The sequence below is a fragment of the Mesorhizobium sp. M1A.F.Ca.IN.020.04.1.1 genome (assembly GCF_003997315.1).
Lineage (GTDB): Bacteria > Pseudomonadota > Alphaproteobacteria > Rhizobiales > Rhizobiaceae > Mesorhizobium.
Genome location: NZ_RZSN01000066.1, coordinates 1 through 13,033, shown reverse-complemented (window position 1 = coordinate 13,033; position 13,033 = coordinate 1). Strand labels below are relative to the sequence as shown.

At 60.6% G+C, this 13,033-nt stretch carries 14 protein-coding genes and 1 pseudogene; 9 read left to right on the top strand and 6 right to left on the bottom strand.

From position 1 onward, the window contains the following. Positions 1 to 624: 624 nt before the first annotated feature. The 4 genes and pseudogenes from EOA49_RS33505 to EOA49_RS33970 form a co-directional block, all read left to right on the top strand. A pseudogene (locus EOA49_RS33505) lies at positions 625 to 720 on the top strand (DNA ligase); the annotation flags it as partial. Beyond that, on the top strand, positions 720 to 1,187 hold the full coding sequence (locus EOA49_RS15425) for a hypothetical protein (RefSeq protein WP_127239576.1): 468 nt from the start codon (positions 720 to 722) through the stop codon (positions 1,185 to 1,187). The pseudogene EOA49_RS33505 and the gene EOA49_RS15425, both read left to right, overlap by 1 nt. Before the next feature lie 60 nt (positions 1,188 to 1,247). After that, positions 1,248 to 1,433 (top strand): DUF768 domain-containing protein, encoded by a 186-nt coding sequence (locus EOA49_RS15420; protein WP_164746641.1) that lies wholly within the window; start codon positions 1,248 to 1,250, stop codon positions 1,431 to 1,433. 449 nt (positions 1,434 to 1,882) lie between these two features. Next, positions 1,883 to 2,005, top strand: a complete 123-nt coding sequence (locus EOA49_RS33970) for a hypothetical protein (RefSeq protein WP_281007111.1) — start codon at positions 1,883 to 1,885, stop codon at positions 2,003 to 2,005. A gap of 404 nt (positions 2,006 to 2,409) precedes the next feature. Here EOA49_RS33970 and EOA49_RS15415 read toward each other — a convergent pair whose 3' ends face one another. After that, positions 2,410 to 2,841, bottom strand: a complete 432-nt coding sequence (locus tag EOA49_RS15415) for an SgcJ/EcaC family oxidoreductase (RefSeq protein ID WP_127239574.1) — start codon at positions 2,839 to 2,841, stop codon at positions 2,410 to 2,412. Between the two features lie 1,733 nt (positions 2,842 to 4,574). Continuing rightward, the gene (locus EOA49_RS15405; RefSeq protein WP_127239573.1) at positions 4,575 to 4,787 is read right to left on the bottom strand and encodes a hypothetical protein; all 213 of its coding nucleotides are present in this window, start codon (positions 4,785 to 4,787) and stop codon (positions 4,575 to 4,577) included. 315 nt (positions 4,788 to 5,102) lie between these two features. Between EOA49_RS15405 and EOA49_RS33500 the strand changes: the two genes are divergently transcribed. After that, positions 5,103 to 5,396 carry a PilZ domain-containing protein gene (locus tag EOA49_RS33500; RefSeq protein WP_127239572.1) on the top strand — a complete coding sequence of 98 codons (294 nt, stop codon included), beginning with the start codon at positions 5,103 to 5,105 and terminating at the stop codon, positions 5,394 to 5,396. A gap of 79 nt (positions 5,397 to 5,475) precedes the next feature. Here EOA49_RS33500 and EOA49_RS32635 read toward each other — a convergent pair whose 3' ends face one another. The 3 genes from EOA49_RS32635 to EOA49_RS15390 all read right to left on the bottom strand — a co-directional run bounded on the left by EOA49_RS32635 (position 5,476) and on the right by EOA49_RS15390 (position 7,490). Further along, on the bottom strand, positions 5,476 to 5,637 hold the full coding sequence (locus tag EOA49_RS32635; RefSeq protein ID WP_164749232.1) for a hypothetical protein: 162 nt from the start codon (positions 5,635 to 5,637) through the stop codon (positions 5,476 to 5,478). 125 nt (positions 5,638 to 5,762) lie between these two features. After that, the gene (locus tag EOA49_RS15395; protein ID WP_127239571.1) at positions 5,763 to 6,014 is read right to left on the bottom strand and encodes a hypothetical protein; all 252 of its coding nucleotides are present in this window, start codon (positions 6,012 to 6,014) and stop codon (positions 5,763 to 5,765) included. A 1,014-nt stretch (positions 6,015 to 7,028) separates the two neighbouring features. After that, positions 7,029 to 7,490 (bottom strand): cupin domain-containing protein, encoded by a 462-nt coding sequence (locus EOA49_RS15390; RefSeq protein ID WP_127239570.1) that lies wholly within the window; start codon positions 7,488 to 7,490, stop codon positions 7,029 to 7,031. Positions 7,491 to 7,599: 109 nt separating this feature from the next. Here EOA49_RS15390 and EOA49_RS15385 point away from each other — a divergent pair, with 109 nt between their 5' ends. Further along, positions 7,600 to 8,943: a winged helix-turn-helix domain-containing protein gene (locus EOA49_RS15385; RefSeq protein ID WP_245460668.1), complete on the top strand. Its 1,344-nt coding sequence runs from the start codon at positions 7,600 to 7,602 to the stop codon at positions 8,941 to 8,943. A 119-nt stretch (positions 8,944 to 9,062) separates the two neighbouring features. On the opposite strand, the gene EOA49_RS15380 is transcribed toward EOA49_RS15385, so the two are convergent. Beyond that, complete coding sequence (locus EOA49_RS15380) at positions 9,063 to 9,644, bottom strand: amino acid synthesis family protein (protein ID WP_127239569.1); 582 nt, start codon at positions 9,642 to 9,644, stop codon at positions 9,063 to 9,065. A gap of 161 nt (positions 9,645 to 9,805) precedes the next feature. On the opposite strand from EOA49_RS15380, the gene EOA49_RS15375 reads away from it, so the two are divergent. The 3 genes from EOA49_RS15375 to EOA49_RS15365 form a co-directional block, all read left to right on the top strand. Continuing rightward, entirely contained in the window at positions 9,806 to 11,602 is a 1,797-nt protein-coding gene (locus tag EOA49_RS15375; RefSeq protein WP_127239568.1) for a helix-turn-helix domain-containing protein, read from the top strand. A gap of 176 nt (positions 11,603 to 11,778) precedes the next feature. Then, positions 11,779 to 12,756 carry a flavin reductase family protein gene (locus EOA49_RS15370; protein WP_127239567.1) on the top strand — a complete coding sequence of 326 codons (978 nt, stop codon included), beginning with the start codon at positions 11,779 to 11,781 and terminating at the stop codon, positions 12,754 to 12,756. Positions 12,757 to 12,778: 22 nt separating this feature from the next. Beyond that, on the top strand, positions 12,779 to 13,033 hold a 255-nt coding region (locus tag EOA49_RS15365), incomplete at its 3' end, for an aldehyde dehydrogenase family protein (protein WP_127243235.1).

The window sequence follows — 13,033 nt, the reverse complement described above, 5'->3', positions numbered from 1 at the left end:
GGCAAGCCGGCGCTGCGCGTCATCGTTAAAGGAAACTGGAGTTTTGCGGATTAGCTCGGGGTAGAGGGTGTTGAGGGGGCCGCCATTCCCCCGCTCCGTGCCCCGCTAAGCAATTCTAGGCGGATGCGTCCTACGCGCATCGGCAACCCACCAGCGGCGGGCACCAAGAATCAACGATGAGGGCATACTCAACCCCGCCCCTCTTCAACAGGCTATTGACTGCCTGTACGCCTCCCGCTCACAAACATGAGCACAAAAAGTTTACTCTCATTTGTGGAAAGTTAAACACGGACTGTTGCTTCTTTGAAAAAAGTGTGGCGCAGAAATTGGTCCAACCAGCGTAAGACCTTTGTCCATCATCATTTTAACTACATGAAAGTAAAAGAGAATCTATGATCCTCATACACCAGACCGGATGTTGTTGTGGCAGAAAGCACTGAAAAGGGCGTTGCAACCAGTGCTTGCTTTAGCACCAATGGTGGATGGACGGACCGGCATTGCCGGTTCGTTCACCGTCAGCTGACGCGCCGCGCGTTGCTCAAGTGAGATAATGGTGGCGGTGTCCAGGAGGCCAAGGCCTCGAAGCCAGTGCAGCGGGTGCCGAGTGCCTTTGCTGATGATGTCGAGTGGGTTCGGCCTGGCATCACCGGCCGGGTGAAGTTCCTTCGCGGCGAGCACACGCTACGCCATGCGACACTGCAGGACTTTTCGGAGGAGTGATGTCGGCTGAAGTTGTTGAGATGATTCAAGGCCTGGTGGATGCAGAAACCAAAGGCTGGGACGAGAAAGACATCGAGCCGTTCCTAGCCATGATTCATCCTGACATGGCATGGCCATTTGCGCCGAACGCAGACGCGCATGATCCAATCGACTGGTTGTTCGTCTTAGGTCGCTTCGACGAGGAAGCCTGGCGGAAAGGCTACAACGAGCTATTTGCCGCCCATGACCTCATCCACAATCGCCGCACCACGGCCAAGATCGAAGTTGCCCCCACGGGGGATGCAGCCTTTGCGGTGGTCGATATCGACACCCTTTGGCGAAACAAAGCAACCGGCGCGGATTTTCATTGGAAGGGGCGGGTCTGCAAAATCTATTCGAAGCTCCGGACGGGTGAATGGAAATTCTACTGGCAAACCAGCGCTCTCAATTTCCCGTCAAACCCAGAAGCGGCTAAGATACGCACATGAATGGGGCTCCGAGTTTTCCTCAGCATGAGCGCGCGGGCTTTAAAATTTCTGGACCGATGGATGGCAGACCATCTGCCAAACGTGAGCACCGACGACCCTGGGACCATTGCCGATCTTGTCGTTGAACTCCTTGCTTCTGCCGGGCGTCAGGGCATCGCGCCCAAAGAGATATACGAGGAGATCGACAGCGTGTTTCGCCTTGTGAGCGAAGCGATGCAGCACCGCGGGGGCGGCTTGGCGGGTTGAGACCCAAAACAGATACCCAGCACTCCTGGCAGGAAACGCGGGGCGACTTCATAAGGAACTCAATCACTCCCTGCTTGGTTACTTCCGTATCGCTGGTAACCATCCACTGGACACTATTGGCGGCTGAGAGACGAAACGCGCTCCCATCTGAACACGGGAGAGAGCGCTATGCTCCACGACCAAATCCGACTCGTGTTGCGCGCACGGCGAGCGCACTGCGATTGTAACGATGCACTAGTGGCGACCAGCAGAGAGGCGCTTGACCGCTCTTACAACCTGCTTCGCCTGACAGCCCACATGGTAGACCCACACGAGTTGATGATGCGGCGGGCTGTCGAAGCCCCGCAAGGACCGTTACGATCGATTTCGGTTGCTGATGACATCCATATGGTGCGGGAGCACCCCTGGGCAGGCGAGACATCCCCCGGCAGAAGGACCGCATAGCCGCATTGGAACGGCTAAATCTGGCCACCGCCAAGGCGGTCGAACTCCTTGCACTTCTGGAAAGCCTGCAGGACCTTCACGAACAGCATTTGGCATGGCTGCAGGCAAAGGCCGAGGGCGGTACCTGACCCGCCCCAAGGCTCTTGACAACCAGCAATAGCACAGGCCAGTTCCGCGGCGTTTGAGGACCATAGGGGGAATTTTATGAAGAAGACATATGAGAAGCCCACTCTCCGCAAGCGTGAACGTCTGGCTACGGTCGCGGCTGCCCCAATTTCGGGGCCGCCCGTCGAGCCGGCTTAAGTCGCCGGTCTCGGATCAAAGCCCGTCGGCCCCGGTCGGCGGGCTTTTTGTTTGGCTTGGAACACTTCGGCGCCGCTGCAGTTCGGTTCCTGGTCGCAGCTCCCGGGAGACGGTCGAGCGGTCTGTCGGGTCGGTCCCGACGCAAAGAGGCCGCTCGCGGAGGAGGTGCGGCGGGCTCGTTCTGCGGACTCGCCAAGTCAGTTTGCACAGCTTGTTCCTTCTCGGGCGCTCACCTTCTTTCGATGGAAGGGGGAGCAAGCGCCCCTGGAACGATGTCGGTGTTCTGAGCCACCTTTATCCGCCAGCCCGACTGTTCTTCCTTCACAACCAGAAGCAGAATGCCTTGCCGTGTTCCGGCGGGTGCGCCGTCCGGAGCTGATGCACCGGTTAGGGTCCATGTATAGTGCACCGAGGCAAGGCCGGGTGCTAATTCGACAACTGATGAGACAGCCCCCTCGAGCCGGCTGTTACGAAACATGGTTTCGTGAGTTGCGCGATGCGCCCTCGCGATTTCGGTGCGGTTCTTCCACCAAAGGCCCACGACATTGACGAAATTGGCATCCTCGGCGAACAACGCCGCGAAGTCGTCCATATCGTGTCTATTCCAGGCATCGCCAAAGGCAGTCGCGGCATCTTCAGGGTTGCTGACCACCAGTGTCATGACCAATCTCCCGTTTCGCTCGGCAATCGCTTGCGACAGTAGCGGCATCGTCAGGGGTGCAGGTAGTTTCACTTCGGAGTCTTGGTCCTGGTCCGCCTGGAAAGCAAGCGCAACAGCTCTCCTTCTTCCGTGGTCCCCTCATCGAAAACCTGGATAGTTCCGCCGCCAGTTGATTCCGCTGTTCCTTGTCTTTCTTGGCTAACCGGCGCTCGTCGCACAGCCGATCGAATACCCGCTGGAGCTTGTCCAGGTCGGCGGGCAAGTACACACGACTGCAACGCGACGTTGACATGGCCGCCGCCCTCGGCGCGGCGCCCTAGTATCTCCTAAAAAGCCTTGGCGCGCGAAACGAAATACTTGTGCCATTATGGAACGAACATGCGGCTTATTGATTTAATAAAGCGATGGTCGGTTCCATCAGGAATGTAGCCGTCTCAGTGGCAACCTAGAAAGCCCGTCGCTTTTGCTCATTAGCTGCGACGGGCTTTTCATTGGCTACAACCTAACCGTGGATGCCTAACCCCGGAGGGTGGCGCATAATCCGTCTCTGCCCCCGCGGCCTTCGGGGTAAGAGCCCGGCCTGTGCGCCTTAGGGCCCTCGACCCCTCGGCAGGCCGAGCATCCCTGAGCGGCTCCGTTTGCCGGTTTATTAGCTAGGTCTTAGAAAATGTTGATGTCAGTCGCTGAAAAGGCGGCGCATAATGCGTATCTGCCCCGGCTCGCAACACGGGGTAAGAGGCCCGGCCTGTCCCGCTCTAGTCGTCCCCCGACTTCCCCGCTCGCAGGCCGGGTTGCCTCAACTTCACCTGATGGATGAGCAGAACTCGCGGCCAGCTCTCGCCGCTCGGAAAGTCCGCCGCAGCCTAATGAGCGCGGCCACTCTGATCTTGCGACTGAAGTCCAGTTTCCATTCGCATTGGTCTTATCTGCGAAACATGCCCCTCGACGTTCGTTGTTCCCATCCCAAAATTGTAATGATCGGCGAAATGCACCGGTAAGGATGCGTGGTAATAGTTGATTCAACCATTGCTAGTATCTAATCGGTGGCGGCTCCGACAGCTGGCAGGGTGGGCTGCTGGGTGTTGCCGAAGCCGCCTGCGCGGCCGATGGGACAGACCGCGCTGTCTCAGAATTAGGACAGCGCGGTCTATAATCAGTTAAGGCTAACGTATTCCCCCCTCCCTCCTTCGTATAGTTGCAAGGTTTTAACGGAACGGACGCTCTCGGTGTCAGTTTCTGCAGGCGGTCATATCCAGCTGTCACTGGCGATTGCCGCTCAGCCCGTCGCCTGTTCCCCCCATAGCTGGCGACGGGCTGTCGCTATTATCAGCTCTGCGAAAGCCTGTCGGTAAACAGACAGATGCCCGCGGGACCTACATCTTTTTTAAATGACGGCGCGCTGCTGCCCCGGCCAGATTGATGGCTCAACTTCCGCAAGGGGGTTGAAGGTGTCGCCCTTAGACGGGTGCTCCAATTTGTTAGGCGCAAAGGCATGAAGCCATGACCGACAAAAAAATAGGCGCTGGCGGCGGAAGCGGCTTTGAGATCGCTATGGTCGGCGTCATCGTTTTCGCTGCGATGGGCCTGATCCTAGTCGCAGCTACAGGGATGCGTTGAACCGCCCTGAAGGAAGGCGAACAAAGCGTCAGGGACGAGCTTTCAATCGCCATCTGGTGACGATGCTTATGACGCAGACGGCGTTGCCGATCCACATCGGCTGGGCGCTTCTGGACTCAGGCCCGGTTGGAATCGACGCGTTTCTCCTGTGCGCTCTTACACAGTTCATCTAATTTGTCGCGGATCCGATCGTTATCAAGCAGTAGCTTGGCGCGCGGGAAACCTTTGCTGCGAAGCTCCTGTTCGATGGCTTGCCATCCTTCACAGTCGCCCGATGCGGCAAGTTTCCCAGCCTGGCGCCACATGCGCACGTCACTCTTTTGCGACACGCGTTTCCTCCATGCTTCAACGGGATGGCGGGCATGTGCTACCGACGAGGAAGGTGACGCATTTCCTCCCGGCTCCATCAAATGCTGTAGGGAGGATTTGGTTTCAGCGCAGGGACCAAAGCTTCAGCCGGTACGACTTATGTCCCGGCTGAACTATTCACCCATGCAACAGCTGCCGACGCGTTGCCCGGGGACTTTGGGTCACAGGACAATCCTGGCAGGAACATCGCCCGGGCATAAAATCTGGAATGCTGAGCCTCAGGGATAATCTCCGACTCGACGGAGCGCTGGAAGGCCGTTCACGTTATAAGCCTTATGGAAAACCCACCTCCAGACAGTCCCCGTCGAGAACATCGCCCGCGCGTGCTGAAGGGCGGAACGATCATCACGGGTTTCCAAAACTCGGAAATCAGCTGCTCTCTACGCAATCAGCACTCCCAAGGAGCCGAGCTAAGGCTCGCCGCGGACATTCAGATTCCAGCACGCTTTCTGCTCTACGTTCCAGTCGACGGGATCGCTTACAAGGCTGTTGTTCGATGGCGAAGGAATGACCGCGTAGGCGTCGAATTCGAGGGTACGGAGCCAAAGCCGAAGTTCCATTACGGTTGAATGCCGAAGGCGGCACCTGATGGACGAGCGGCAACCAACGGATAGGGATGAACGTCCGAGGTGATGATTGGACGGCGGGTCACGCGTTGCCTTCGATCGAGCTTTCTTCATCCAGCGCATAGGGCACCGGAAAGTAGGCTTTCGCCATCAGCCATTCGCCGACGATCGTTCTGACCAGTTCCGCCTTGGAGCCCCCATTTCCGACCTTGGCAACCAGCCGCCGCGGTTTCCTCGCCAGCATCAGGTTCGGGATTAAGGGGAGCTTTTGAACCAAAAGAGGGTGGGGTATCCCAATAGAATATCCCACTCCCTTCACCAGATGGTCTTCACCGCCATGCCACGGTTTCCCGCATGACATGGTCGTAATCAGTTACTATTCCCCGGTCCGGTCGTCGTGGTCGACGTTGAGCAATTATTGCAGTCGGTCTTGCCGTTATTGATCTGCCCGCTCGGTCCGGTCGATGTCGTTGTCGTTGTCGTCCCATTATCGTTGTTGGGTGGGTTTCCGCTGTGTCCCTGTTCACTGGTGGTTGTCGTCGAGATGCCTTTAGGGTCAGCAAACGCGGGAGCGGAGACTGCGAATGCAAGCGCTGTCGTGACGATAAGGATCGTTTTCATTTCGTTCCTCCTGACATGCTACGCACGCCGCATCATTGGAACGCGGCACGGGCCTCCTAATGCCGCGCCGAAACGGTAAGTTTAGACATACCTAATGTTCAAAGGCAATTGAATCGCGGCATGCCTGCATCAGCATTTCGGGGGAGCACACCTGCAAAGTGACTCAGTCGCCGGATCTGTTCTACTTAAAGCGGCTTAATTCGCATTCGCCGCCAGCACCATGCAGGCTGGAGCTGCCCCTCAGAGCCCGGCGCAGTTACTTCCTGATCCCCATCAGGAGACCGGTGGAGGAGACCGGCAATTTCTGCAAGGCCGGTGCCAGCATTCTGGTCCTGACGTCAGACAGGCACAGGGCGCCCGGCCTGCGCGATGCGGGGGACTGGGGGCGCTACAGGCCGGGCCGTTGCCCCTGGGTGAGGGGGAGGGGCAAGTCCGTACTATGCACCACCTTTCGGCAGTCTTACATAGGGGCTTTAGTCGTAGCTAATAAAAAGCCCGTCGCAGCTAAGCAGCGTAAGCGACAGGCTTTTTAGGTTGCCACTGAGATGGCTACATTCCTGAGGGAACCGAGCGCCACATCTACAGCTCAGGGGCACGTGATCGGTTGCGGAATGGAGGCGATCATAAGCGGGGTCGAGCGTTATCGGAATCCGATAACCCGCCGCTCAGTGTGCCCCCACACCCAGCACGGGCTATGTGAACCGGCGCCTTTTCTCGTGGGGGAGAATTGCCTGAGCCCGGCGCCGGCCTGGCGAACTAGCGGTCTGCCGCACATGCAGGATAGCTAATCTCTACCTCATAAGGACATGGCGTGATCGCGTAAACTCTTGGCAATCGCCCAGCAATCAGGAATATAATCCTCGCCGGTGCGGCGACCCCAATTTACGAGGATCGACAATCAGCAGCGCGCCCCATTTCTGCCGTAGCGACCATCAAGTGACCTCCTGAAAGCTGTCATCGCCGGCGAGCAGCGCGACGGTTGTGGCGGCCCGAAGGCGATTTCGCTTATCCTGTTCACGCGCGCGTGGTCAGTGTCGACAGTTGGTCGGTATCGTAGCGGTTTCGCAGATCGGCGAGCGCCTTCGGGTCCGGCGCACCCTGCGCCGCCAGCTCGGCAAGCTCTTCGAAATAATGCTCATGACCGGGTGGAGAGACGGTCATCAGCACGCGTGCCGGCTTCTCGCTGACATTGGTGATGTTGTGCGGCACTCCCGGCGGGATGAACAGGAAGGTTCCTGGCGTTGCCCGGATCGTTCTGTCGCCGACCTGCCATTCACAATCGCCCTCGAGCAGGTAGAAAGTCTCCTCCTGCACCCGGTGAACATGCCGCCCCGTGGCGAACTCCGGCGGGATCGTCCAGTCGAACATGCTCGTATGCTTGGTATTTCCATCGGTAACGAGGAAAGCCATGGGGTGGCCACGCAGCATGATGCCTTTCTTCTCGTCGGGCATGCGGATGACGGCTTCGGCGCTCATATGATCCTCCTCTGACAGGGCGCTTGTTTCTGGCAAGCGTTCGCGCAACATCGGCCGCTCACGCGGGAAAGTCGTGAAGTCGTTGCCAAAAATTTGCTAAAAGACTGCCATGACAGTCAGGGGCGACGTCTACCGCTTTGGCTCTTTTCACCTCGATCCGGAGGTGGGCATTCTCTTTCACGGGGCCGAGCCGACCATGCTCGGGCAGCGCGCCGTCGCGCTGCTGCGGCTGCTGATCCAGAACGCGGGCCAACCCGTGTCCAAGGACGCGCTGATCGAAGCCGGCTGGGGCGGATTGGCGGTTGCCGATAACAATCTGACTGTTCAGATCGCAGCCTTGCGCCGGACACTGGCCGACGCGGCGAATGTCGCGGACTGGATCGAAACATTGCCGCGCCGTGGTTACCGCTATGTAGGACCGACCGTCGCCACCAATGTTCCCGATGCCTCGGCCACGACCCGCGCCGCGTCGGCGCCGAGCTTGCCTGAGAAACCCTCCGTCGCCGTCCTGCCATTCTCGAATTTGACCGGCGATCCGCAGCAGGAGTATTTTACCGATGGGATGGTGGACGACATCATCACAGGCCTGGCACGCATCAAATGGCTGTTCGTCATCGCGCGAAACTCGACCTTCTCCTACAAGGGTCGCGCCGTCGACGTGAAGCAGGTCGGCCGCGAGCTCGGCGTTCGCTATGTGCTCGAAGGCAGTGTGCGCAAGGCCGACCGCAGCGTACGGGTTACCGCGCAGATGATCGATGCTTCGACCGGCGCCCATGTCTGGGCTGAGCGCTATGACCGCAGCTCCGACGACATCTTCGCGCTTCAGGACGAGATCGCGCTGGCAGCAGTGGGCGCGATTGCACCAAGCGTGCGGAAGGCCGAAATCGAACGTGTCAGGCGCAAACGCCCCGATAGCCTCGATGCCTACGATCTCGTGCTGCAGGCCCAGCCTGATGTCGATTCAGGCATGCCGGAGCAAGTGACCAGAGCGCTGGTCCTCCTCGAACGGGCGATCGCGCTCGAACCTACCTATGCGCTGGCGCATGGCAACGCCGCGATGTGCCATCACTGCCTGTTCCTTCGCGCCGGCCTGCAGGAGGTGAACCGTGCGTCTTCGATCCGCCACGCGCGGTCGGCCATCGTCTACGGACAGGATGATGCTCTCGCCCTGACATGGGCGGGCTTTTCCATCGCAATGGATGCACACGATCGTGCCGCTGCGTTCGCCGCATTGGAAGCTGCGCTGGCCATCAGTCCGTCTTCGGCCCTGACCTACATCCTTGGCAGCGTCATTCTCGGATGGAACGGTGAAGCGGAGCGGGCGATAGAGTGGAGCAAGCAAGGTTTGCGGCTGAGCCCCTTCGATTCGTGGGCCTGGGCCGCATTTGACGCGCAGGCGATGAGCCATTTGCTGCGCGGCCGCTACGAAGAGGCTTGTCGTGCTGCCTACTAGTCTGGATCGAGATAGAGCGGATGGCGGCTTTGCGCCTCGTGTCGGCCGTTGAGGTCAGCTGTGAGTATTCTCGAAAGCGGACGTCATCGACGACAACGCAAAGCACGTCGCACAAGGCACTACGTCGCGGCTTCCTGCTCCATCTCCTTCATGTCCTGAAAGCGGTCCGCGATCCGCGGGTGGAGCCGGCCGCCATCCGCCGCGCCGATGGCAACGACGATCTCGTCGGCGGCCGGGCCGTCGGCAATCTGGAAATTGGCGGTGATGAAATGCGAGCGGCGACCGTTCTCGCTCTTGTGCATCATCGGCAGCGACAGCAGCGCTCCCGGCGCGTTGCGCGTGTTGCAGAATTCGAGATAGGTCGTGCCGCTGACGGCGTCTCGGAACACATTGCCGAAGCGCAGCGTATGGATCATAGCCGAGGCATGTTCGATCTCGCCGGAGACCCCGACGGCCGCGGCTTTGCCGTAGCTCTCGATGCGCTGCGCGGGCATAAGCTCGAGAAGGCGGCGCGTCAGCTCATGGCCAAGCCGGGGCGCGATGGTCACGATCTCCGGCCGCAGGTTCTCGACGAAGCCGCGGCCGGCCCATGGATTACGCAGCACGCCGGCGATGACGATCGAGGTTATCGGCCGGGCGCCCGCCTTGCCGCCTTCGATGTGCACTTCCTCGATGAAGGTGCAGACTTTTCGCAATTCCATGATTTCGAGTCCCGTTGGTGGAAGCCTAGCCTAGTAAGCCCCAGGGGGCAGGTATTCCTCCGGTTCGTAGGAAGAATCGGCGTGCGCCACGCTTGGAAGCTGTGTAGCGTTGGTATATCCGCGAGGGCTTAAATTGACCTTCGCGAGGCGGAAGACCGGGCGTGGACCACGAGTCGCAAATTCTCTCTTTGCGGGACGCCGCCAGCCTCATCAATTCGGGTGGCGATCTCCAGTCGGTGTTGCGCGATCTCGTGCTGGCAGCCTGCCGCCATGCCAAATGGACCCTGGGCTCGATCATGAGCATCGATGCGCCGCATGGCCACGCCCATGTCATCGTGCGCCACGACCCGACGCTCATCCAACGCACCTTGCCGGACCGCTGGGAACTCGCGACCAGTCCCTCGATCGTGGCGCTCAATCGCAACGAGCCCGTCTACATCAGGGACGCGCGGGTCTCCGAGGAGTTTCCAGGCTATCGCCGCGAGGCGTTCGAGCGCGACTACCGAAGCGTGCTCGTCATGCCGATGAACTGTGTCGACGAGGACGGCCGGCCGATGGTGCTGACCGTCGTCTCGCGCGAGATCACCGAAGTGAGCGCCGAGGATATCGCCTTCATCGGCATGATCGTGCATCTGGGCGAGATCGCGGTGGAGAAGCAGCACCGCCTGCGCCAGGAAAAGCAGGCCGGCGAGCGCCTGCAGCGCGCCCTGGTTGCACACACCTCGCTTCTGCAGCAGGCCCTGTCGGAAGGATCGGTGGCCGCGCTCGCCGACAAGGTCGGCGAGCTACTGCCCAATCCGGTCGTGGTCATCGATTTCCATGCCAACCTGGTCGTGGCGGGCCGCTCGCCGAGCGAAGCGCATTTCGACGGCGCGTCCTGGCAGCAGGCCGTCGGCGGCGTGCTCAACCGACAGATATTCAAGGTCGCGCGCGGCGCCTCGGAAGCGCGCCAGAACGAGACACTGTTCGTCGATGACGGCAAGCACCGGCTCAAGCTTTCGGTGCGCATCGAGCCGCTGACCATCGACGACGAAGTGGTTGGGGCGCTGATGATTTTTCCGACGCCGCAGCAGTCCGGCCAGCTCGACCAGATGCTGCTCGACAGCGCCAAATTCGCACTGAGCGTGCAGATGATGCGCAGCTTCGTGCGCTTCCGCTTCGAGACCAGATCGCTGACCGAACTTTTCCTGGAGGTCGTTGAGCGACGCTGGCGCGACGAGGCCGATATCGTCAATCGCGCCCGTCGATTGGGGGTCAACCTGACAACGCCGCAAAGACTGATCGTCGTCGACTATGCCGATGAGGCCAAGGATGGCGGCGGCGGTCTTGCCGATCCCCACCATGCATTGGTCCGGCTGCTGGAACAGGCAGGCCTGGGGGGCACTGTCATCGCCGTCGAGGACGGCCTGGTCTGTCTCGTTGAGGAGGATGCCGGGCGGGATACGCGTCTGGGGAAGCTGCCGAACAAAATCGCCGGGGAGCTTGGCCGCTATTTCGAGCGTGAGCCGGCGGTGTTGGTTTCCGAGACATGCGCCGCGCTTGCTGATTACCCGACCGCATGGGAACGCTGCCGCCGCATGATCCGTATCGGTCGGTCCTTCGGGCGCACCGGCGTTTTCACCGGCCAGGATTTTGGCCCGCTGCCGATGCTGGTCGCCGCAGCCGACGTGCCCGACGTGCGCAACTTCGTCGACAAAAGCGTCGGCGCGCTGATCGCGCATGATCGCGAGCACGGCACGCCCTATCTGGACACGCTGTTTGCCTATCTGCGCGAAGGCTGTCGCAGCCAGGCTTGCGCCGACGCCATCGGGCTTCATGTCACCACCTTGCGTTACCGCCTGTCGCGCATGGAGGAATTGTTCGGCATCAAGCTGGACACACCCGAACAGCGCTTCGCGGTCGAGTTGGCGATCCGCCTCAGCGGCATTATCGACAGCCGCGTGCCGGCCGCCCGCTAGAACGGCTCCGTCCCAACATTGCTGCCGCCATATCAGATCCCGTGCCAGGCACGGGCACGCCGCGCTTCCGCTTGCTCGGGTCGGCAGCAGCGCGTCGTGAACTCTTTCCTACAGATCAGAGGAAGAACGATCGCCGGTTCCTGCCTAGCTTCCGTCCAACGATTTGGAGGAAGACGATGGCGGATGCGATGGCACAAAGGACGATCGATCCGATCGCCTTGCGTCGTGCCTTCGGCACCTTCGTCACCGGGGTCACCGTCATCACCACGCGCGACGGCGACGGCAATCCGCGCGGCATGACCGCCAATTCCTTCACCTCCGTCTCGCTCGACCCGCCGCTGCTGCTGGTCTGCGTCGGCAAGTCGGCGGCGAGCTTTCCGGCCTTCAACGAGGCGCAGTCCTTCGCGGTCAATTTCCTTCATGAGGGGCAGGTCGATGTCTCGTCGGTGTTCGCTTCGAAGACGGCGGACAAGTTCCAGTCAGTGAACCATGACCGCGCCCACACCGGCGCACCGGTCCTCACCGACAGCCTGAGCTGGTTCGACTGCACGGTTCACAACCGCGTCGAGGCCGGCGACCACATCATCCTGATCGGTCAGGTGCAGGCCTTCGGGACCAGCCCGTCGGCGCCGCTCGGCTTTTGCCGCGGCCGCTACGCCAGCGTGAAGGATCCGCTGCCGGCCGGTTGGCTCGCCTCGCAGGACATGATCATCGGCTATCTGGTCGAAGCGGGGAACCGCATCCTTCTACGAAGCGACGGCAAGGGCGGCTTCGTGCTGCCGACGGGGCGGCGCCGCAAGGCGGACAGCAGACTGGTGCTGGACGGCGGCGAGGCGCTGAGCCTCATACCGGAAAACACCTTCCTCTATTCGGTGTTCGATGTCGCCGACAGCGACCCAGGTTATCTGATCTATCGCGCCGAACTGAGCCGCGACGGCACGCGAGCCACGCTGCCGGACAGCCATGCCTTCTTTCCCGTCGACGCGCTGCCCTATGACCAGATCGCTACGCACGAACTGCGCGCCATGCTGCGCCGCTATGCGCGCGAACGGCAGGACAAGCGCTTCGGCATCTACATAGACAGCGGCGACGGCGGCCGCGTCGCGATGATCGACGGCCCGTCGCAATCGTGGACGCAGGCTGCATCCGAATGACGATCCACGCGGGACAGACAGCATGAAAACGACGGTCGCATCGCTCGAAGGATCGCGCCAGAACCTGTTCATCAACGGCGCGTTCGTGGCGCCGAAGAACGGGCGATATATCGACAGTTACGACCCGACCACCGGTAAGCCCTGGTACCAGTTCGCCGAAGCCAGCGAGGAGGATGTTGGCGCGGCTGTTGCGGCGGCGCGCGCTGCATTTGCCGATCCGGCCTGGCGGCGTATGACCCAGACCGACCGTGGCAGGCTGGTGCGCCGGCTTGCGGAA